This window comes from Streptomyces sp. WM6378, from assembly GCF_001279695.1.
In the GTDB taxonomy this organism is placed as follows: domain Bacteria; phylum Actinomycetota; class Actinomycetes; order Streptomycetales; family Streptomycetaceae; genus Streptomyces.
In genome coordinates this window covers 24,398-46,447 of the sequence record NZ_LGDD01000287.1, presented here as the reverse complement: position 1 = coordinate 46,447, position 22,050 = coordinate 24,398, and the positions used below count along the sequence as shown (strand labels likewise).

Genomic DNA, 22,050 nt, shown 5'->3' with positions numbered 1-22,050 from the left:
ATCATTTTATGCCTGAAGGTGAGAAATGCTCAGATATGGCCCAACGGGATCTTCGCGCCCGGGCCCGGGTCTCGGCTTCAGCCTGAACGGCTGATTGCCCCGATGGATGCGCTATCGCGCATATAGGGGCGATACCTAGGCTTAGCGGAAGGATCTATCCATCTGTGCAACCGGGAGTCCATAAAGGGCTGTTAAAGAAATGCGAGGCGTGCGTGACTGGCTTCCCTCTGTCTTGCGCCGGTTGCGCGTATGCCTCCGCATCACCCTCCGATGAGTCAAACCTGCTAATGCGCAGGGAAGTTCATGTTCTGTCGGTCGCCCAGCGGTGAGGGGCGGGTGTCTACAGCCTTGGGCTCGGCGGCTGCCCCCTTCCGGCCAATGTGGCCTGAGTCATGGGTTGACCGCGAGCGGTGATCACCGTTTGATTCGGTCACTTGTGTGATTTCTGTGTTGTTCCTGTGGGGGGAGCGTCGGTGGTGAATGTGCTGGGCCATAGGCCTGTCACGAGAAGGCTGGGGCATCGTGCCGTGGCGCGGCTGGCCGTGTTGGCTGCAGTATCCGGTCTGATGGTGTCCGGAGGTCAGCTGTCGGCGGCAGCAAGCGGCCTTGCCGTGTCTGGCGCGCAATCGGGGCGGGGCGGTGACTCTTCCGGCCATGGCGACACCGCGGAGTCGCTGGCCGTGGCGGAGGCGAAGCGCAGCGGCAAGGAGGTGAACGTCCCCTCGCTCCAGGACGAGTCCAGCGAGGTGTCGGCGAGGCCGGACGGCACCCTCGTATCCACCACCCACACCAAGCCGGTCCGGACGCGCAAGAACGGCTCTTGGCACACGATCGACACCGCGCTGGAGGCCACGTCGGGAGGCGCGGTGGCGCCGAAGGCGACGCTGTCCGACTTGGAGTTTTCCGGTGGTGGGACGCAGCCGTTGGTGCGGATGTCGAAGGCGGGCAAGGAGCTGAAGCTCACCTGGCCCAAGCCGCTGCCCAAGCCTGTGATCAACGGAGATACGGCCGAGTACCGGTCGATCCTGCCGGATGTGGACCTGCGGATGACCGCCACCCAGGACGGCTTCACGCAACTCGTCGTGGTCAAGACACCGCAGGCGGCGAAGAATCCGGAGCTGGGCCGGCTCAAGCTGGGGATGTCCAGTCCCGAACTGGTCGCCAAGGAGAACCCGGACCGCTCGCTGTCGCTGGTCGACACCGTGGGCGGGGGGACGGTGTTCCAGGCGCCGCCGCCGATGATGTTCGACTCGTCCGCGGTAGCCAAGGACGGTCCCGGAGGGGCCACTGTTCCGGTGGGGCCGCAGGCGTTGTTCAGGACACGTGCCGCTGTTCCGAACGCCACAACGAGCAGCCCTGTGCACGCGGCCCCGGTGGATGTGGAGATCCCGGACGACCAGAAGTCCCTCGTCCTCACGCCGGACCAGAAGCTGCTGGACAGCGCGGACACCGTCTTCCCGGTGATGATCGACCCGGGCATCGTCACCCCGCACGCGGGCAACTGGGCAGGTATCTCCCGCGCGAACTCCGGTCAGTCTTACTGGCACTTCAGCTACAACAGCACCTACGTCAACGACTTCGGCACCGGCTACTGCATTGCTTCCCGGTGTGTGCCCGCTGATGTGAAGCGGGTCCTGTACTCGATGCCGGTCGACAAGAAGTTCGTCGGCAAGCACATCCAGGATGCCCGGTTCAAGGTCTATGAGACCCATTCCTTCAGCTGCACGCCGAAGCCGATCCAGCTGTATGACACCGGGCGGATCAACTCGGGTACAACTTGGGACAATTCAAGCTCCGGCGCCTTTTGGGGGAAGTTCCTGGAGGAGCGGTCGGCCGCCATGGGCTACACGAACTGCGCGGCTGGCTACTTGGAGTTCTCTCCGACGGCTCTGAGGCTCTCGGTGCAGTCGGCGGCGAACAACAACTGGCCCGACCTCACGCTGGGCCTCAAGGCCACCGATGAGTCGGACGGCGACGCCTGGAAGCGGTTCAGCGATGACGCCGCCTTGCAGGTGTTCTACAACCTGCCGCCGCGCCAGCCCGCCATGAAGGACCTCTCGATGCAGCCGGGCTCGGCCTGTACGACCAGCTCCAAGCCGATCCGGAGCATGCCGGAACTGACAGCGATCGTCACCGACCCGGACGAAGGCGAGAGGATCGGGGTCCAGTTCGCAGCTGCCTGGGTGGGCGCTGACGGGGTGTTCAAACGACGGTGGTTCTCCACGGGAGGCGAAGGCATCGCGCCCGCGCCGAGCACCTTCAAGCTCACCGGCTCCCCGAACAAAGCCTCGTCGGCCCTCTTGGCGATGAGCAGACCGGAGGCCGTTCCACAGAACCAACTGGTCGGCTGGGAAGTCCGAGGCTGGGACGGTGCGGAATGGGGTCCATGGAGTTCGGACGGTGACACTCCGACGGACTGCTATTTCCGCATCGACACGACAGCGCCCTCCGGGCCGGTGATTTCCTCCACTGCGATTCCCGGCTCCTCCGACTCACAGGCGACTCTGCCGCCGACGGACGGCGTAGGCCGCTACGCGAATTTCACCTTCGCCAGTTCCTCCACCGATGTGGTGAAGTACCAGTACGGCATTAACCAGGACCCGTCTGCTGCCAACGAGGTGGCCACTACCGGCGGTGCCGCCAGGTCGGTGAACCTGCTCGTTGACGAGCAGGGCCTCCGCTGGGTGTCTGCCCGGGCCTTGGACGCGGCCGGCAATGCGTCCCAGAACAACACGTTCTACTTCGTCGTGCGCAATGGCCAGCCGCAGCGCACGGGGTGGTCGATGGACAGCGATCCCGGCGCCACAAGCCTTCCGGCGAGTGGATCCAACTTGCCCGCGACGCTGGCTGGTGGAGCTGTGCCGGGTGCAGCTGGACACACTGGAACGGCGGTCTCGCTGCCCGGAACGTCGGCAGCGGACGGTTCTCCCGCCGACTACGCCGCCACCGACACTCCAGGATTGGAGACGGACCGAAGCTTCACGGTTTCAGCCTGGGTGAACCCCACAGACGTGGCGAAGAACCAGACGGCGGTCAGCCAGAGCGGCCAGCACCAGGCTGCGTTCAGCCTCGGCCTGAACCAGGGCAAGTGGGCCATCAAAATGCCCACGGCGGACGTATCGCTTGACTCGACCTGGTACACCGCCTCCTCGGACGTGGCACCTGCGGCCAACCAATGGACGCATCTGGCCGGTGTCTACGACGCTCCGGCCAAGACCCTGACGCTGTACGTCAACGGAACTCCGTCCGCTCCTGTGACGGGCGTGACTACCTGGCAGGCGCGTGGTGCTCTCAACTTCGGCCGACTGCTGTGGCGCGACAACTACACCGACGGCTGGAAGGGCTCCCTCGACGACGTCCGGATCTGGGACCGCGCCCTGAACTCCACTGACGTGACCGCAGTCCGGTCAGGCACCGTGATCGCCGGCTTGGGAGCAAAGGCAGTGTGGTCTCTGGACGGGACTGGCAAGGTCATGCCCGGCCTGGCCGAGACAGGTGACGCCAAGACCTCCGGCGATGTGCAGACCGGTGTCTCCGGCATCGCGGGCAAGGCCACGCACTTCGGTTCTACCGGCTTCGCGGATGTCTCTCGGCCTCAGGTGGACGGAACGCGCAGCTTCTCTGTCGCGGCATGGGTCAGGCTGCCCGCCGTTGCCGCCGGCGACATGAACGCCAAGGTGGCTGTCGGCCAGTTCGGCACCCACAACAGCGAGTTCGAGCTCTACTACTCGGTCTGGCAGAAGAAGTGGGTGTTCGGCCGGTACCAGTCGGATGCGGCGAACGCGCAGCTGATCAAGGCAGCCCAGGCCGACTGCACGGCCGGTCAGACAGTGAACGGCGCGCCGTGTTTCGCGGTGCCGTCAGGGGAGTGGATGCAGCTCGTGGGCGTCTCTGACGCGGTTGCCCAGAAGATCCGTCTGTACATCAACGGCTACCTGGTCGGTGAGGCCCCTTATACACAGGCGTCCCCTTGGGGGGCCACGGGCGGGATCCGTATCGGCGCGGTCAACCGTGAGGGGGCAGCGGACGAGTACTTCGGCGGTGACATCGACGACGTCCGGCTCTTCGATCGCATCGTCACTGGACCAGAAGTCAAACTGATGATGCAGGAGCGGCCTCAGCTCGCGGCCAGATGGACGTTCAACAACGCCGACTCCGGTGTCTCACCCGACGACCGAGGGACGCATGGGGCCCGCCTGACCGGCGCTGCTGCGATCGATACAAGCAATGCGCACATCGGTGGCGGCGCGCTGGGCCTGGGCGGCACCAGTTCCTACGCGGCGACCACAGGAACCCCCTTCGACACGGGGCAGAGCTTTACCGTGGCCGGCTGGGCACAAACCGCTGGAGTTCCCGACCGCGACATGACAGTGCTCTCCGTCGGTGACGCCAACACCAGCGCAGTGACGGTGAGATGGAACTACCTCGACACGGTCACCGACCCCGTCACGCACCAGACGGAGAACCGGGGGCGGTGGCAGGTGGAGACTGTCGACACATCCAACCCGGCAGCCCACACCAAGGCCGTGCACACCTTCGCCGCCCCGGACGAGTTCGGCAGCCGATGGAACCATCTGGCCGTCACGTACGACGCCTTCACCGACCAACTGGCTCTCTATGTCAATGGAGTGCTGGAGAACGAGCTGTGTGATGCCCAGGCCCCGGCGGGCACCTGCACGGACCGGGTGTCCACCACGACGGCTAAGCAACCGTTCAAAGCCACGGGTGATCTGCAGTTCGGCCGCAACGTCGGCACCGCGCCCGAATGGTTCTCCGGCCAGATCGACGACGTCTGGGCCTATCAAGGTGTGTTGAGCCAGGCGCAGATCATCACGCTGGCGGGTGGCGACGAACTCGACAGCGCAACTGCATTCGGCTGACGGCACGCCTGAATCGGAGGTGCCGGCCCGCTCGCCCTGAGCGGGCCGGCGCTCCACACCTACTTGCCTCTGCATCTCCACGACCGGCCGACGGCCGGCACGATCGGCCGCCCCAACAGCATGGGAGCGGCAGGGGGTTACATCACTATGCGCACCAAACAGGTCCGCAGACTCGGCACCCGCACAACGGGCAGAGTCGCCACACTTCTATCGGCCGCGCTGGTGGCCGGCCTGCTGCAGGCAGCGCCGAGCGCGATCGCCCTCGGCGCTCCGACGGCCCAGTCGGCGGAGAAGCCGGTCAAGGGTTCCAGCGCCAAGGCCAAGCCGCGCAAGCCCGACCAGACCGTATCGGCGCCTCGCAAGCCCAAGGCTGCCTGGCCCGCCGCAGCAGATGCCACTGTCTCCCTCTCTGCCAGCGGCAAGAGCCCTGCCGCGTCGAAGTCGGTAGCTGCCCCGCTGGGCGGACCGGTGAAGGCGGGCTCGCTTCCAGTGGCCCTCACAGCGCTGCCCAGCGGACCACTGGCACCGCAGAAGGCGGCGCCGTCACAACTGGCCGCCAAGGACACAGCAGCCGCAGTTCGCGTGCTCGATCACCAGGCCGCCCAGCAGGCCGGGGTGGACGGCGTGCTGCTGACCGTGACCCCAGCCGGTGGACCGGGGACCTCGGCGAACGTCAGCGTCGACTACAGCGCCTTCGCGGATGCGGCGGGTGCCGGGTACGGCGAACGCCTGCACTTGGTCCAGTTCCCGGCCTGTCTTCTCACAACGCCGGACAAGCCCGAATGCCGCAAGTCCACCCCGCTTGCCGGGCGCAATGATGCGGAGAGGAAGACGGTCACCGCTGATGCGGTCACCGTTCCCGGCACCCTGACCAGCCCGAAGTCCGCGTCTCCTATGGCCGCGAGAGCGTCGCTGGCGGGCGGAGCCCTGGTACTCGCCGCCACGCCCTCATCCGGTGGACTCTCCGGCGACTTCAAAGCCTCACCGCTGTCGTCAGCGACGACGTGGAGCACAGCGCTCAACAGCGGCTCATTCTCTTGGTCCTACGGCATGCCAGTCCCCAAAGTCCCTGGGGACCTGAAGCCCGACCTGAGCCTGGCCTACTCCTCGGGGGCCATTGACGGCCGTACGGCCAACAGCAACAACCAGGCCTCCTGGGTCGGAGACGGCTTCGACCTTTCTCCGGGATTCGTGGAGCGTTCGTACAAACCATGCGGTGACGAGGGCGTCAAGACCGATGGTGCGGAGCCCGGCGACCTGTGCTGGGCATACGACAACGCCACCATCAGCTTCGCCGGGCACGCCGGTGAACTGATACCGACCGGCACCGACGAATGGCGCATCAAGGGCGACGACAACACCAAGGTCGTCCGGCTGCGCGACACCGCCCGCGGCAACGGCGACAACGACGGCGAGTACTTCCAGGCCACCACCACTAGTGGCACCCGTTACTACTTCGGCTACAACCGGCTTCCCAACTGGGGTGCCGGCAAGGCGGAAACCAATTCGGTGGAAACCGTCCCCGTCTACGGCAACAACAGCGGCGAACCGTGCAACAAAGCCACGTTTGCCGACTCATGGTGCCAGCAGGGACGGCGCTGGAACCTCGACCTCGTCCTCGACACCAACGGCAACGACATCACCTACTGGTACAAGCCGGAAACCAACTCCTACGGCCGCAACCTCAAGGACACCGCTGGTACCGCCTACGTCCGTGCCACCACTCTGGACCACATCGACTACGGACAGCAGCAGGGCGACATCTACTCCGCCACCGTCAAGCCGATGGCCCGTGTGGACTTCACCACCGGCGAGCGCTGCCTGGAAGACGACATCACCCGGTGCGACCCGGCCAATATCGATACCAACCGGCAGTACTGGTACGACGTCCCGTGGGACCAGAACTGCAAGGTCGGCAGCAAGTGCGACCAGGACCGTTTCTCACCGACATTCTGGACGCGCAACCGGCTGGCGAAAGTCACCACCCAGACCCTCCAGGCCGACGGCACCTACAAGCCGGTCGACGAATGGGCGCTGCACCACAAGTGGGGTACTGCCGACGTCGACTACCAGCTGCTGCTCGACTCCATCCAGCACACCGCCTTGGCAGGCACGACCCCGGTCAAGCTGCCCACGACCAGCCTCTCCTACACGCCGCGCATCGGCCGCCTCGACAAGGACGGTGACGGCCGCCTCGCCTACTACAAGCAGCGCCTGAGCACCGTCGCGGACGAATCCGGCGGTCAGCTGGACGTGAACTACTCGCAGGCGGCATGCGACTGGAACCACCTGCCCGTACCGCAGACCAACACGACGCACTGTTTCCCGCAGAAGTACCAGCCCAACAACGACGTGCCCATGACCACGGAGTGGTTCAACAAGTACGTCGTCGACAGCGTCATCGCCACCGACCGCACGGGCGGCGCTCCCGACATGGTCACGCACTACAGCTACCTCGACGACGGGGCGTGGGCGTTCGACGATGACGACGGCATCACCAAGGAGAAGCTCAAGACCTGGTCACAGTGGCGCGGACACGCCCACGTGAGGGTGGAGACCGGCGGCGACGCGGCCATGTCCACGCAGACCGACCACTACTACCTGCGCGGCATGAACGGCGACCGCACCGACCCGTCCGACAAGACCAAGACACGCAACGTCAGCATCCCTGATGGCGAGGGCACTACTCTCACCGACGACGAGCCATGGGCAGGCGTCGAATACCGCACCGAGATCTACGACAAGCCCGGCGGCAAGATCCTGTCCAAGGTAGTCAACACGCCGTGGAAGAAGGAGACCGCCAAGCGCGTACGTGACTGGGGCACCACGACCGCCAACCTCACCGGTGTCGCGACCGCACGCAATTTCACGTCCCTCGATGCGGGTGCCGGGACCAACTGGCGCGAGACCCGTACCAACTCCACGTTCGACGACCGAGGACGAGCCACGCAGTCCGAGTCACTGGGCGACACCGGCACGGACAAGGACGACACGTGCACCCGCACCACTTATGCGGACAACACCACCGCTTGGCTGCTGACGGCTCCCATCCACACGGAGACCGTCGCCGTGAACTGCGCCGCCACTCCCAACCGTGACACCCGGAGCGACGGCTCCTCCGTCGTGCTGACGGATACCCGGATCCGCTATGACGACCAGGCCTACGGCGCCGCCCCGACCAAGGGCCAGGCGACGATGACCGAGTCGCTCAAGTCCCACAGCGGAAACAGCGCGACATACCTCGACGACAAGGCCACGTTCGACACCTACGGACGGCCGCTGACGACGACCGCGTTGACCTCCACGAGCGTCTTCAACCCGGCGGACGAGACCAAGGCCCCCGTCACCACCCCAGCAGCAGACGCCCGCACAACCACCACCGCCTACACGCCGCCCACTGGCCGTCCGACAGCGCAAACGGTCACCACACCGCCCGCCACTGTCGGTACCGCTGCCTCAGCTCAGACCACAACGACGTATTTCGACCTCTTGCGTGGTCTGCCCATCGTGTCCACCGACCCGACCGGCCGTCGTATCGAAGCCGACTACGACGCCCTCGGCCGGCCACTGAAGGTCTGGAAGCCCAACCGCTCCAAGGCCGACAGCCAGAGCCCGAACCTTGAGTTCCGCTACAGCAACGACCCGAACGTCATCCAGTCCGTCGCCAGCCTGACGCTGAACAGCGACGGGTCCCAGGACACCGCCTACACGCTGTACGACGGCTTCGGCCGCGCCCGCCAGACCCAGGCACTGGGCCAGGACGGTGGCCGTCTCCTGACCGACACCTTCTACGACGAGCGCGGGCAGACCAAGCTCGCCTATGCCCCGTACTACGCCACCGGCGCTCCCAGCACCGCCCTGTTCAAGGTGGAGGACGCCACAGGAGTCGAAACCCAGACCGCCACCCAGTACGACGGCCTGGGCCGCCCCACGAAGACGACGCTGTTTGCGGGCGACAGCCAGAACACCGTGCTGTCCACCACTACTACGCAGTACGGCGGCGACCGGGTGACCGTTACCCCGCCTCTGGGAGCCACCCCCACCACCACGATCACCGACGCGGCCGGACACACCACCGAGTTGCGCCAGTATCACGCCAACGTTCCCACCGGCCCGACCGGTCTGTACGACAGCACCACCTACAGCTACGATCCGGCCGGTCATCTGGCCAGCCTGACCGACCCGGCCGGCAGCGTCTGGACTTGGACCTACGACCAACTCGGGCGGCAGGTCAAGGCGGTCGACCCGGACAGCGGCACCAACACCAAGGCGTACAACGACCGGGGCGAAGTCACCTCCACCACGGACGGCCGCGGCAAGACCATCGCCAGCGTCTACGACAACCTCTCCCGTCTCCTGGAAACCCACGACGGCACGTCCGCCGGACCGTTGCTGACGTCCCAGGCCTGGGACCCGGCCAACAACCAGGGCCAGCAGGCGTCTTCGACGCGCTACGCCACCATTAGTGGCAAGAGCTACGCGTACAAGACGACGGTCAACAGTTACGACGCGCTGTACCGGCCGACCAAGACAACGGTCGCCGTACCATCGGTCCCCGGCCAGGAGGGCCTTGCAGGGAACTACGTCACGACCAGTTCCTTCAACCTGGACGGCACCCCCAAGTCGGCGACCTACCCGGCAGCGGGCGGGCTCGCCGCCGAGACCGTCGCTTTCACCTACGACAAGCAGCACCGGCCAATATCCACCGGCAGCAACTTGTCCACCTATCTCACCAACCAGACCTACAGCCTGACTGGCAAGCCCCTGCAGTCCACTCTCAACGCCGGCGGCAAGAACACCCAGATCACCAACGGCTACGAGTACGGGACGCAGCGCCTGTCGAGCAGCCGTACCGATCAGGACGGCATCACAGGCGCGGCCCGGTCCACGGCCTACACATATGACCAAGCCGGCAACGTCACTTCACTGAGTGATGTCTCCCGTTCGGGCACCGACCGCCAGTGCTTCCAATACGACTACTTGGCCCGCCTTACCGAGGCATTCACCCCCACCGACGCAACCTGCCCCAGCATCGTGGACGGGAGCAAGCTCGGCGGCGCAGCCCCGTACTGGAGCAGCTACACCTACAACACGGACGGCACCCGCAAGACCGAAACGCAGCACGACCCCAAGGGCGACACCAGCAAGGACAGCACTCGCTCTTACACCTATCCCGCCGCTGGCGCCGCTCAGCCGCACTCGCTTCTCTCCACCAGCACCTTGACGGGCGGCGGCACGGGAACGCGGGTCGACGAGAGCTACGCCTATGACGCGGCAGGCGACACCACCGGACGCCATCTCAACCCCAGTCCGACTGTCGCCAACGACCAGACCCTGACCTGGAACTCGGAAGGCCGCCTCGGCAACGTCGCCGACATCGTCAAGACGAAGTCAGGCTCGTCCACGTTCACCACGAACAAGAACACTGACTACGTCTACGACGCCAGCGGCAATCGGCTCACCGCCCACACCCTCGACACAGCCGACCCTGCCGCCGAAAACACCACGCTGTACCTCGGCAGTACCGAGCTGAACTTCACCAAGGGCGCCGCCAAACCGAAGGCCACCCGCTACTACGCCCTGGGTAGCGCCACCGCTGTCCGTACGGACGACAACAAGGTCACCTTCCAGGTCACCGACCACCACGGCACCGCCGACACCAGCATCAGCGCCGCTGACGGAACCCTCAGCCAGCGCCGCTCCACGCCGTTCGGAGAGGACCGCGGCACGGCCCCCAGCACGTGGGCCGGGACCAAGGGATTCATCGGCGGTACGAAGGACACAGACACCGGACTCACCCACCTTGGTGCCCGCGAATACGACCCTGACACTGGTCGATTCATCAGCGTCGACCCCATTCTTGCCGACCAGGACCCGCAGTCCCTCAACGGCTACACCTACAGCAACAACAACCCGCTGACCCTGGCCGACCCGAGCGGCGAGCGCCCGGCAGGGACGTGCGACGGTACTGCGGAATGCCGAACCCCTGACGGCGTCATCGTCAAAGAACTTTGGAGCTACGACACCGACAAATGGTCCGTAGAGATCAAGAAAAGCAACGAGACGCAAACAGTCCTCTACGGTGGCGTGGTCGTTGGGAAAACCAAGAGCTATAAAAAGCTCCAGAAGAAAATCGCTGAAAACGTTAAGAAGTATCAGCGAAATGGCTACAAGTTCGGGTATGACGCCAAGGAGGACTTCCACCAGTATGTCGCCGCGGCAGTCAACGCCTGCTTCGATGACGAGGAATGTCACTCGTCGGATACGTATGAGGATCTCTATGGAAAACTGAGGCAGTGGGAAATTGATAACGTTCCCATGTTCGAGGGGGAGGGCGAGTCCTTCCTTGGGAGTGTAGTCGGTAAGGCTATAGCGAAGGGAGAGGGCAAGGCTGTCAAGGCAGCCAAGGGTGGCACCTGCAACAGCTTCCCTGCCGGCACCCTGGTTCTTCTGGCAGATGGTTCCCTCAAGCCAATTGAAAATCTCGAAGTCGGCGACGAAGTCGTAGCTGCGGACCCCGAGCGCTCGAAGTCCGGTTCCCGCAAGGTCGATGCAACCATTGTCACTCCGGACGACGTCGACTTCACGACGCTCACCATTGAAGATGGTGCGGGGAAGCATAGTTCTCTCACGGCCACGGACCACCACCCGATCTGGTCGCCCAGCGCCCATGCCTGGCTGGATGCCGCCGATCTGAAGCCGGGCATGACTCTCCGCTCGGCAAGCGGAGCGGATGTCAAGGTCATCGACGCCACCCACTTCAGGCACAGGCAGGCTGCCTACAATCTGACGATTGAAGAACTCCACACGTACTATGTGCTGGCGGGACAGACGCCAGTCCTTGTGCACAACTGCAATAGAGCCGGTTTGGATTTCACCGATGCTGAGAGGCAGAAGGTTTACGACGCCAATGCCGCGAAGAATGGCGGCGAGTACAGGTGTGATTACTGTGGGCAGAAGGTGGAGCGGCGGGGATCCCGGGATGCCAACGGCAACCCCGTCCCGGGAAGGCCTGACGATGCCCAGATCGATCACATAGAGCCGAGGGCCAGCGGTGGGCATGGCGGCGAACATAACGGTGCAGTAGCCTGCCGTCGATGCAACAGGGATAAGTCCACGAAGACCATGGAAGATTGGGACGATGAGCTCAGAGACTTCCTCGGCCCCTAGCGGCGGCGAGTCGGCGCCGGCAGGTAAGCCTGAGAGGCTGTACAAGGTGGCCTTCGACCTCCCCGACGAGACAGCCGAATGGGCCCACGCCTCTTCGGAACGGCTCTGGACTGGGAAGACGTCCGTACAGATGGAGGTCCAGGTTCGTAACACTCCCTTCTACATGAAGGGAATCGCCTTCGGGGACATAGTGCGAGTCAGAGCTGATCACGAGCGGAGAGAGCTCGTGTTCGAGGAGTTCGTGTCGGAGGCCGGACATTCGACGGTCCGCGTCATCATCAAAGATGACGACGCGAAGGACGCGATTGACGCCATGCTTCGCAGCTTTGAGTGTTCCTGGGAGATTGATACGACGGGCTACTTGTGGGCAATCGATGTGCCGCCTCACGTTGATTATGCGCCCATGAGAGTTGCGCTCCTTCGTGTCGCCGATGAAGGGAAAATCGGCATCGAAGAGGGTGCTCTTGCGAGGGCACATCGCGATGGGCTCGGATTGTCGGAGTCTGATCGTTAATTGCGTTCCCCGGAAGCCCCGCCGGATTTCAATCCGGCGGGGCTTCCGGGGTGTTTGACGGCAACGTCAGCGGACAGCCGCCACGGCGTGTGGGTCGCCGGTGCCGTCGTCGGTCGCATCGAGTGCGTGGCCCAGGGCATCGATGGCTTGGTGTTGGAGCCGGAGTCTTACGTGAGCGTAGACGGCAGCGGTGACGCCGATGTGGGCGTGGCCGAGGAGTTCTTTGATCACGACAAGGGAGACGCCTTGTTCCATGAGCAGCGTCGCGGTCGAGCGTCGGAGGCCGTGGAAGCGGATACGGCGGAGTCCGGCCCGGTCGAGGAAGCTGCGTAAGCGGTGGGTGAGGTTGGTAAGGTCGAGAAGCTGGCCAGTCGGCGTGCTGAAGATGAGCCCGCTGTCGCTCCAGTCCGATCCTGCACCCTGGCACTCGACTGCATCACCGCCTCCGATCGCCGCCTTCCAAGACACCGATGTTCTGGTGCACCTGACCGAGTGGCCGCCGTACTTCCACATCGACCCACACCCGCTCTACGCCCGTACTGGCACCCGAGGGTTGTTGATGGCCGCGGCGTCCTCAACACCGGTGCCTGGCGCGAGGCAGGCTGGAGCTTCCGCGTCCTCGGCCGCCCCTGACTTGTCGCCGACAGCGGGCACCGGTCACGCTCTTGGGCACGAGCATGACCGGTGCCTGTCTGTTCTGTATGGGGGCCTCAGGCCGTGGCCGACACCTGCTGGGCATTCTGGCGTGCGCGGAAGACCTGGTGGCTGGTGGCGTTCTGGGAGAGGGCGAAGCCGAGTACGAACACCTTCTGGCGCTCCACGCCGTAGGCGATCATGCGACGGTTCCACAGGCTGAGGTCGAACTGGCTGTGGACGGACTCGGAGTCGCTGCGGTACGGGTAGACGAGCTGGTGGGAGAGAGTGGGTTCTGGGATCTGCTGGAGGAGTTCTGCGCGGTGGAAGCCGCGTTGGCTGTCACTTTTGAGGGGGCGGCCGTCGATGCCGCGCAGAGCACGGTCCGCGGGCGTGGTGGTGATGCCGACTGGCACGCGGAATTCGTGGCTGCCATGGCGGCAGGGGATCAGCAGGACGTGGTACCAGCGGCTCTTGCTGACGCCGGCGCGGTGTTCCAGCTTGGTGACGGGGACGGGCTCCAGGATGCGGGTGCCGTCGTCGAGGCGCACACTCTCTGCGATGCGGCCCTGGTCGCACCACAGGCTGTGGCCGCGGCGGCAGGCGGTGACGCGCTCGTAGAAGACCGGCACGACCGAGCCGTGCTGCTTGTTGACGGCCAGCAAGCCTTGCCGGGCCAGTGCGTCACGGTGCACACCGCGGAACGCCCCGTCGTACACGACGCCCATGCAGTCAACGAGTTCGCTCTTGAGCAGGGTGAACTGACGCACTGCGACGGCAGCCTCGTCCCCGTACGCACCTCCTGCCACGTGCGCGAAGGAGAGGATGACTCTCGTCCAGTAGCCGTCGTCGCGGCCCGACGCGAAGAACCACTTCGTGCCGCGCACCAGGCGTTTGGCCTTCTCGCCGTTCTCGTAGTAGTCGCGCGCGGCCGGGTCGACCCGGTGGTTGCGCAGCTCGCCCGTCACCGGGTCGACCGTCTCCCGCAGCCTGGACTTGGAGGGTGCCTTGGGGACGGTGGCGTCACCGACCAGGAGCTGGCGGCGCTCGGGGCGGCTCCACACCTTGTGCACCCCGGCCGGGAACAGTCCTTGGACCAAGGCCTGTTGGGTGGCGTATCTGCGGAACTCCTCCTCCAGGAGGTCGATGGAAGGGACGAGGAGCTTGCCCACGGCGTAGTGGTACTGGCCGCGGCTCGGCGCGTCGAGCGGCAGTTGCGCGGCGACCCGGCGGCCCAGATGGCGCCGGACGCCCGCGCGCACGCGGCGCCATTCCTGCGGAGAGGCTAGCAATCCGGCGGTGGAGCGCTTCGACTTCGTGACGGGCGTGAGGGCAGCCATGATCAGGTAGACGATGGCCGGATACTCCCGCGGGCAGCCGGCCGCGCTGGGTGCGGGCAGCAGCTCCGCCATCTCGTACAGCAGCGGGTAGTCGAGGCAGTCCCGGACCCGCTCGGACACCGACCGCTGGTCCTTGTCGGTGAGCTGGAACTTGCGGCTGGGGAGCTCAGATTCGGGCAGCGCGGCGCCGAAGACGTCTTCAGGCATCGAGCATCCCGCCGTCCGTGTGCGCGGGATCGGTGCGCCAGTTGTAGCCGACGACGGCCGCGGCGCGGTCGAGTGAGCGCAGGCCGAGGCGGCGTGCCGCCGCCTCGATGCGACCGGTGTACTCGAACGTCTCGACGGCGGCCCGGGCTGTGACTGATGCCGGCTTCACCTCGGGGTCGTCGCTGAGCCCGATCCGGCGCAACAGGTCCCTGAGCGCGACACACGCGCGGGCCTGGAGGGCGGCGTCCGACGCGGGGCAGCTGGAGACGGCCAGACGCGCGGACGCCGGGTCGGGGTGCTGGCCGAGGACGTGGCGAGCCCGTTCAGCCAGGACCTCGCGCGCCCACGCGTCCAGGCGGCACCACCGCGCGTCGTACTTGGTGGCGCCGCGCATCCAGACCCGGCTGTGGGGCAGGTCGAGGTCGGCGGCCACGCTGTGCCCGATCTCGCCGCTGTGCCCGCCGGCGAGGGCGAGGGCGGCCGCGGCTGCGTGCCGGGTAGGACGGGTGACGTAGGCGGCGTGGTGCCGGAGCGAAACGGCCTCGTCCTCCGTGAGGGCCCGTGCCCCCTCGTAGGTGCGGCCGGACAGCACGATGTCCCGGGTTGGGTCCTGGTCGCTGAGGCCGAGTTCACGCAGGGTGCGAAAGGCGATGCGCAGGACACTGCGGCGCACCAACTGGGTGGCCGGGGACGAGTCGGTGACATGGCCGTGGCGGCTGCGGCCCTTGGCGGTCACGAAGTCCTCGGCAATGTCTTGCCGGACGTCGGCAACCAGAAGGACGCCCCGCACGGTCGCGTTGCGCTGGAAGCGCCCCAGCAGCAGGGAGAACTTGTCGAAGGTCTGCATGCTCATCTCGTCACGGGCGGTCATCTCACGCCAGGATTCAAGAACTTGGTCGACGGCATGGGCCAAGGAGAGGTCGGTTCCCACGATCGGGGGCCTCCAAGAGGTGGGGCGGGACAGCTCGACCGCCCCGCAGGCATGCCGGACGTAGGCGTGCGAACCGTTCAAATCGTTCCGTACATGCAACACATTGGTCATGGGTGTGCTCCACTGCAACCGATCGCGAGCGAATGAGTGAGGGGGCGCGGCGGCTGACGCCCGGCGACAGTGGCTCAGGCGTCAGCCACCCGCTGTAGGCGCGGGCGGACTCACATGGGTGGCGTGTGGCTCTGCTCCGTGCCGCCTGTGGGCGAGGCGGGTGCGAGCGAAGTGAGGACGGTCCGGTAGGCCTGCATCATCGAGAAGAACCGCTCGTCGGACAGAGCGGAGATCTCCTGGCCGGAGGCGAATACCGGGGCGCTCGTGGGCGGGGGCGTTGAGGCATGGGCTGCCCGGCCGAAGCCGTCTGTGAGGCGGACCTGCTCGTGCTGGTCGCAGTGGACGATGAGCGCGTAGTCGAGCCACTCCACCAAGTGCCGCGCCCGCTCCGCGGTGCGACTCAAGCCGTGTCCGATGCGGCGGGCCAGCTCGGCGCTGTCCAGCGGGCCCTGGGTGAGCAGCCGGGCGGCCGCCGTGGTGAACCAAGCCGAGCGCCAGTGCTGTTTGAGGAAGAGGCGGGCCCTGGCGGAGTCCGCCGCGCGAAGCTCCGCCAGCCGCAGCCCTTCTGGTGTGACGGCCAGGACTCCGCGGTCGGGGACGAAGAGCCCGTTCTGCCGGAGGAATCCCTGCGCGGCGGTCACGGTATCGATGCTGACGCTCATCCGGGCGCTGATGTCAGCGGCCGGAACGGGCAGCCGCTCGGTGCCTCCCAACTCGGCGACCAGATCAAGCTCTTCAAGCTGGCGGCGGGGGATGAGCCGCTCGGTCGGCAGGATGCGCTGGCCGCCCTCCGGGGTGGACATCTTGGGACTCACCGGGCACCTCCGAGCGTGTGCCGTGACAGGTCGAAGCAGCCGCCGCATCGGCCTTCGTGGTGCATGTACGGATCAGTAACCATGAATGGGGCCCTCAGCTTTGTCAGTTGTGAGATATGCGAATTCGCCGAGGGTCCGGTACGTCGCCATCGAATGCCCTAATCTGGTGGCGACGCGTGGGCCCTCAGCTGACGTGTCATCGGCGCCGCTGGGGCTGGCTAGAGCCCTGGCGGCGCCTCCATGTCGGCGTGAGACATGCGGTTTCAGTTATGCGTGGGTGTCTCCAGGGATGACTAGTCGGTAGACGCCGCGCCTCACGAACTCGACCTTGCCCCCCTTGCGGAGGGTGCTGGCCGTCGAGCGGATGACTTTCCCGGCGGTGTGCGGACGGTGCTGGCGCACGCGAGCGGTCACGACGGCGAGTGCGGTCTCCTTGCCATCTGCCAGTGCGTCGAGGATGAGCTGTGTGACCGGCCGTGGCTTCGCTTCGGCTGAGACGGATTCCGGGTCTTCCGGGCCCCGGCCGGTGGAGGAAGTGTCGGGGCGCGTCGGCCCTTCCGGCTCTGCTGCGGAAGCCTCGGTGTCTGGTTCGTTCTCGACGGCCTCACCGAAGAGGTACGGGGCGGCACCGGCAATGGTCTCCGTGACTGCGGACAGCCGCTCCGCGGCGACGAGCCGCGCTCGCTCGGCCTCGGCGAATCCCCGCTCGGCCTCAGTCAGTTGAAGGCGTGCTGCTTCAATGGTCGCCCGCGCCTGGGTGTATGCAGCATCCGCAGAGGTAAACCGGTCCTGCTCCAGAGCCTTGACCTGCTGCAGATGGGCGACAAGGGGATGCGCAGCCGCGCCAGTTGCCTGCCGCATGCTCCCCTCCTCCCGCTTGATCGATCCATACGGTAGCGGCAACGCGCAAACACCGCAGGAGAATTGGCAAGACCGCAGAAACGCGGTGGCTTCACCGTCGTGTTGAGGTGAACTCGCCTGGTGGGTACGTAAGTTACTGCATTCAAGGCGCGTTCTGTCCCTGCAGGGTTGCGTAGGCGGAGCGCACTGGTGCATCGGACTAGCGGCGGCTTCGGGGAGCCCGCGCACGGGGGTGATCGAGGCTCGGCAGAGCAGGAGCGAACTCGACTGCCTCACTCTTGCGGCACGGGTCTGTCATGCGCAGGGCGGCGGGGCACCTGCGGTATTCCTCCTCGCCGACCCCGCCCCGGGTGAATCACTCGGCAAGGATCTGCTCGGGATCCAACCCCGGCTGAGCGGGCTGGCTCTGTGCGTGCGGGCGGTCCGTGTCTCGGCACGGCGTGCGGGAGGGCCGTAGCGCGTCGGCGGTGGGCAGAGCACCCTGATGGCAACGCGCTCGCCGACACGGTGAATGAGCTCCAGCTGCTTATGCCGTGGTCTTGCCAGAACGCCCTGGTGTCCAGTCTTCGACTGGTGGTGGCTCAGGGCGTGGGTGTCGCGGCGATGGGGTGGGATGGGTGGCCGTTCGATGGGCTGCGGAATCGCCGCGAAGGGCGTCCGCTGTCACCGGGCACCGTACTGACGGCCTCTGATGGCGCCCCGATACGGGCTGATCAGTCCGCAGGAGGGGGCGGCTGGTCGTCGGCGCTGCCCCTGCGCCCCTGCCCTAACGGCTCCGTGAGTCGCGGCCTCTGAGGATGCTGAGCGCGTTCCCCAGCAGGGGCGTGGTCCCCTTGTCCTTCACGGAGTGGCGAAGGTGGGCGGCGCGACCGCCATGGGCCGAAGACGGCGGACATCGCTCGCGCTACTTGCCGACCACCGTGGCCCGGCTTCTGGGACGCGCCTTCGAGAACCGTGTGGAAACCCCTCCCACTCGGGTCGTCATCTCTATGCTGGTTCCATACATGCAACCTTCGGGAAGTGCTCAGGAAGGTGCTCGACGAAGCGGAAGGTGCGGACCCATGGGTGCGTGGGATGATCTCGGCATGCCCAGGAGCAGCAACGATCAGGTGCCGGCCGAGTATGTGGCCGACGGTGTCTGGCCGCATGCCACTCTCGCGCCTGGCGCCCCGGTCAGTGCGTACTACGGGCAGGCCTTCGCCCGGAACCTCGAACGGGCCATGAATGCCACAGGGCATACACTGCGCAGCCTCGCCGAGGTGACGGGTGTGACCCACTCGACCGTCAGTCGCGTCCTCAACGGCAAGGTCATGCCCGACCTCGGTACCCTCGCCCGCCTGGAGGCCGCTTTCGGGCTCCAGCTCTGGCCCGGGCCGGCCGCACTGCCGCCGGATTTCATGCGGCCCTGACCCGGCGGGCATCCGCCGTTCGGCTGGCATGAGGCGTATCCCGTGCCAGTCGGTCAAGCAATTCATGGTGTCCATGTATGCACCGAGAATGAGGCGTGAGCTCTATCTGCTCTGCTTCGACCGCACCCATCGCCTTCTGCTCGTCCCCGTCGCTCCCCACGGCCTGGCCTTGCCGACGGGGCACTGCCGCACGCACGAGACGTACGAACAAGCAGCCCGGCGCCTGATGGCCAGCCGGGACCTGCGACAAGGCGATGTCGTCGCCCGACTGGAGGCCGAGCCCCCTGCAGGAAGCCGCGGTCGCTCCGAGGCGCGGATCTTCACTGCCCACGTACGGCGCGGACAAGCCGCGGAGGCAAAGCTGGGGGATGTCTGGCTGCCGTGGCGTCAAGCTCTGCCCGTACTCGACCGTCTCGCCATCCCGGAACTTCCCGAGTTCATCGAGGGATATGTCGACGGCTGGATTCCAGACGGCTGGATCACCTTGGGCCATTGAGGCAGAAGTTTCGGCTGTGTTTGAAGCGTTCAAGACACTGCTTCTTTCCAGCCGCTTAACGCAGGGAACACGCCGTCGTGGCTTCGGTCTGCTTCCCGGCAGGAGTGGTGAGGAATGCATGGCACTTGTCACTGTCGTGTGCAGGGGGAGGAGACGGCGTTGGACGTGTCCGGGGAACTAGCGACTGTGGGGATGGCCGGCGCATCCGCGTTGGTCACAGCAATGACAACGGACGGGTGGGGCGGGATTCGGTCCTGGTTCGGACGCTGGTTCGGCCGGGGACACGCCGAAGCGGAGGAGCAGTGCCTTGTCCGGCTTGATCGTGACCGGACGGCATTGGCAGACGGGGGTGGGGACGCAGCTGCGACGTCGGCGACGCTCGTCAACGCCTGGGCCGTACGGTTGCAGGACCTCGTCGACATGGACCGTACCGCGGGTGAAGAATTGCTGGAGTGGGTGAGGCAGTGGCAGGCCGACCAGCCTGAAGCCGCCCGGCGCGCGGCAGCCGTCAATCAGAAGGCCAAGGCAAGCGGACATGCCCGGATCACTCAAGTCGGCGGCGATCAGACCAACATCCGCCCGGAGAAGGCGTGAGCAGCGAGCCCTCCGAGGCGGGGGCAAAACAGGAGGCTGAGGCATCGGGGCGCGCCGTTGTGACCCAGGTGGCCGGCGACTACGAGGAACACCACCACCGGTACGTGCGCGGATGGGAGTACCTGGGCGCTGTCAGCATTGACGAGGACGAACTCCGACTGGTGGAGCGCGCCTACGTCCACGAGACCGACGACGAACGCTCGCGCAGCACCACCCGTGCCGCCGATGAACTCAAAAACCCGATGCGGCGCAACATCGTCGCAGTGGCCGGCATGCTCGGCAGCGGACGGCGTGCCGCGGCATTACGCGTACTGCGTGAGGCTGATGTCGCCGCCAAGAACATCCGCAGCCTCGTCCTGGACTGGGACCGGCCCCGTACGGAGCAGATCCCGCTCACACCAGGTCACGCCTTCGTCCTCGACCTGTCGGACTACCGGAGCCTGCCCGACGACTTCTACCAGGGGCTCGTTGACTACCAGCGGGAAGCTGCCGGAGTCGACACGTACTTGATCATGCTGGCCACACCCGAGACCTGGCGCACCGGCAACCTCAGCGACGTGGTGCGCATCGACCACGTGAGGCCGCCGGCCCTGCCGGTGGCTCAGGCGCACGTCAAGCACCTCAGGCCGGAGCGACTGGACTGGATCGCCGATGGGTCCGACCTGGCAGGCCTGCTGGGTCCCACCACACTGCCCGCGGACGCCGCACGGCTCGCTGGGATCATCGCCCGAACCGAGGACGGCAAACGCGACCTGATCCGCCCAGAGTTCGAGAACTGGAGCGAGCACCTACTGAAATGGTTTGCCGACAACGACGGCCCGGCAAAGCTCTGGGATAGGGCTCTGCTGATCGCCACCGCCCTGCTCGAAGGGTGCCCGTCCACCGTCGTCATGGAGGCCGCCGATTTCTTGTTCCGTTTGGTGAAGGGAGAGCTGCCACCAGGTGGTGCCCTCGCTGGCCCTGACCTCGAAACCCGGTTGAAATCCATCAAGGCCGAACGGTCCGGGGACTCCCTCTCACTCAGCACCCCACGGCCCGGCCTCCACGAGGCGGTCCTTACGCACGTCTGGCAGCAACGGCCGCCCTTGCGGAAGGTGCTGCTGGAATGGGCCTCGGAGATCAGCGGGCCGAATGGCATCGCCGTGAAGCACCGGGAATCCATCGCCGCGAGCCTCACCCGTCTGGCCGTGGGCCCAGGCGGACAGTCCGTCCTGCACATCGCCACCACGTGGGCACAGGCAGGCACCGCCGACCACCGCCGACTCGCGGTCGGCCTCTTGGAGCACATGGCGACGCACCCGCGCATCGGCACCACAGTCCGTAAGAACCTGTACGACTGGGCGACAACGAAAGGTCTCAGCGAGGCACTGGCCCAGACCATCGCGGACGTGTGCGGAGGAGCTCTCGGGCAGGTCTACCCTCGGGCCGCCCTCACCCGACTCCGGCTCCTGGCCTCCCGGCAGGACCAACGGGGCGCTACCGCTGTAGCCCAGGCCATTCGGGCACTCGCGGCCCGCCCGGAGCAGCGGGAGCTGGTGCTCGCGGAGGTCGTCGAATGGGCTGAGAGCGAAGACCCAGTCGTCCGGCAGGCCGGGGCAACGGGGTTCCTCGCCCTCACTGACCTCGCCAATGACAACGCGACTGCGCTGGTACTCGCCACCGAGATGGGCGCTGAACCGCCGACCGCCACGGAAGAAAAGCCCTTCGTCCGAGGATGGCGGGCAGCCTGGTGTCATGAAGGCACGGCCGCCCAAGCCCAGGCGCGTCTCGCCGCCTGGCTCGATTCAACGCAGGTGTCCGACGAGCTCGCCATCGGCACTGCGGTACCTGTGCTCGCGGGGCGATTGGGTGACGCAGGCGTTGCCGACCTCCTCGTGGGAGGCAGCGCACGTACCGACGTCGGAACCCGGCGCAGGAGGCTCGTCTTCGAGCGGCTGGTGGCACAGACGGGCCCCGCAGATGTAGGTGATGCATCCGACATGAGCGGGCTGGTGGAGGAGTAAGCCAGCGCACTGATGAGCGCCTTCGCCAGATGGCGTGGAAAGTCGGGGACGCCTGCCACGGACAGTGCAGCGGCGTCCCCGAACAG

The 22,050-nt window shown here is 66.2% G+C and carries 11 protein-coding genes and 1 pseudogene; 7 read left to right on the top strand and 5 right to left on the bottom strand.

Annotated elements, in window-relative coordinates:
* The first annotated feature begins 473 nt into the window (after positions 1-473).
* From ADK54_RS21480 to ADK54_RS21465, 3 genes are all read left to right on the top strand, one after another.
* Positions 474-4,880 carry a LamG domain-containing protein gene (locus ADK54_RS21480; protein ID WP_159047866.1) on the top strand — a complete coding sequence of 1,469 codons (4,407 nt, stop codon included), beginning with the start codon at positions 474-476 and terminating at the stop codon, positions 4,878-4,880.
* Between the two features lie 147 nt (positions 4,881-5,027).
* Positions 5,028-12,050, top strand: coding sequence for a polymorphic toxin-type HINT domain-containing protein (locus ADK54_RS21470; protein WP_159047865.1), 7,023 nt, complete (start codon positions 5,028-5,030; stop codon positions 12,048-12,050).
* Positions 12,022-12,564: a DUF4265 domain-containing protein gene (locus tag ADK54_RS21465; protein ID WP_053727290.1), complete on the top strand. Its 543-nt coding sequence runs from the start codon at positions 12,022-12,024 to the stop codon at positions 12,562-12,564. The genes ADK54_RS21470 and ADK54_RS21465 overlap by 29 nt, the downstream gene beginning before the upstream one ends.
* A gap of 66 nt (positions 12,565-12,630) precedes the next feature.
* Here ADK54_RS21465 and ADK54_RS43670 read toward each other — a convergent pair.
* The 5 genes and pseudogenes from ADK54_RS43670 to ADK54_RS21440 all read right to left on the bottom strand — a co-directional run.
* Positions 12,631-12,993: pseudogene (locus ADK54_RS43670) on the bottom strand (tyrosine-type recombinase/integrase); the annotation flags it as partial.
* A gap of 281 nt (positions 12,994-13,274) precedes the next feature.
* Entirely contained in the window at positions 13,275-14,744 is a 1,470-nt protein-coding gene (locus ADK54_RS21455) for a hypothetical protein (RefSeq protein ID WP_053727288.1), read from the bottom strand.
* On the bottom strand, positions 14,737-15,786 hold the full coding sequence (locus tag ADK54_RS21450) for an integrase (RefSeq protein ID WP_159047864.1): 1,050 nt from the start codon (positions 15,784-15,786) through the stop codon (positions 14,737-14,739). Before ADK54_RS21450 ends, ADK54_RS21455 begins: the two co-directional genes overlap by 8 nt.
* 110 nt (positions 15,787-15,896) lie before the next feature.
* Positions 15,897-16,601 (bottom strand): hypothetical protein, encoded by a 705-nt coding sequence (locus tag ADK54_RS21445; protein WP_159047863.1) that lies wholly within the window; start codon positions 16,599-16,601, stop codon positions 15,897-15,899.
* A gap of 267 nt (positions 16,602-16,868) precedes the next feature.
* Positions 16,869-17,462, bottom strand: a complete 594-nt coding sequence (locus ADK54_RS21440) for a hypothetical protein (protein WP_053727285.1) — start codon at positions 17,460-17,462, stop codon at positions 16,869-16,871.
* Between the two features lie 1,085 nt (positions 17,463-18,547).
* On the opposite strand from ADK54_RS21440, the gene ADK54_RS46140 reads away from it, so the two are divergent.
* The 4 genes from ADK54_RS46140 (at position 18,548) to ADK54_RS21420 (ending at position 21,964) form a co-directional block, all read left to right on the top strand.
* Positions 18,548-18,871, top strand: a complete 324-nt coding sequence (locus ADK54_RS46140; protein ID WP_063802029.1) for a helix-turn-helix domain-containing protein — start codon at positions 18,548-18,550, stop codon at positions 18,869-18,871.
* An 88-nt stretch (positions 18,872-18,959) separates the two neighbouring features.
* Complete coding sequence (locus ADK54_RS21430) at positions 18,960-19,367, top strand: NUDIX hydrolase (protein ID WP_159047862.1); 408 nt, start codon at positions 18,960-18,962, stop codon at positions 19,365-19,367.
* 192 nt (positions 19,368-19,559) lie between these two features.
* Complete coding sequence (locus ADK54_RS21425; protein WP_159047861.1) at positions 19,560-19,961, top strand: hypothetical protein; 402 nt, start codon at positions 19,560-19,562, stop codon at positions 19,959-19,961.
* Entirely contained in the window at positions 19,958-21,964 is a 2,007-nt protein-coding gene (locus ADK54_RS21420; protein WP_053727281.1) for a hypothetical protein, read from the top strand. The genes ADK54_RS21425 and ADK54_RS21420 overlap by 4 nt, the downstream gene beginning before the upstream one ends.
* Positions 21,965-22,050: the final 86 nt, after the last annotated feature.

What these genes read in the sequence shown, in the direction of transcription:
- ADK54_RS21470 (WP_159047865.1), top strand. Translation starts at nt 5,028, where the DNA reads ATGCGCACCAAACAGGTCCGCAGACTCGGCACCCGCACAACGGGCAGA.
- ADK54_RS21465 (WP_053727290.1), top strand. Translation starts at nt 12,022, where the DNA reads ATGAGCTCAGAGACTTCCTCGGCCCCTAGCGGCGGCGAGTCGGCGCCG.
- ADK54_RS21455 (WP_053727288.1), bottom strand. Translation starts at nt 14,744, where the DNA reads ATGCCTGAAGACGTCTTCGGCGCCGCGCTGCCCGAATCTGAGCTCCCC.
- ADK54_RS21450 (WP_159047864.1), bottom strand. Translation starts at nt 15,786, where the DNA reads ATGACCAATGTGTTGCATGTACGGAACGATTTGAACGGTTCGCACGCC.
- ADK54_RS21440 (WP_053727285.1), bottom strand. Translation starts at nt 17,462, where the DNA reads ATGCGGCAGGCAACTGGCGCGGCTGCGCATCCCCTTGTCGCCCATCTG.
- ADK54_RS46140 (WP_063802029.1), top strand. Translation starts at nt 18,548, where the DNA reads ATGCCCAGGAGCAGCAACGATCAGGTGCCGGCCGAGTATGTGGCCGAC.
- ADK54_RS21430 (WP_159047862.1), top strand. Translation starts at nt 18,960, where the DNA reads ATGAGGCGTGAGCTCTATCTGCTCTGCTTCGACCGCACCCATCGCCTT.
- ADK54_RS21425 (WP_159047861.1), top strand. Translation starts at nt 19,560, where the DNA reads ATGGCCGGCGCATCCGCGTTGGTCACAGCAATGACAACGGACGGGTGG.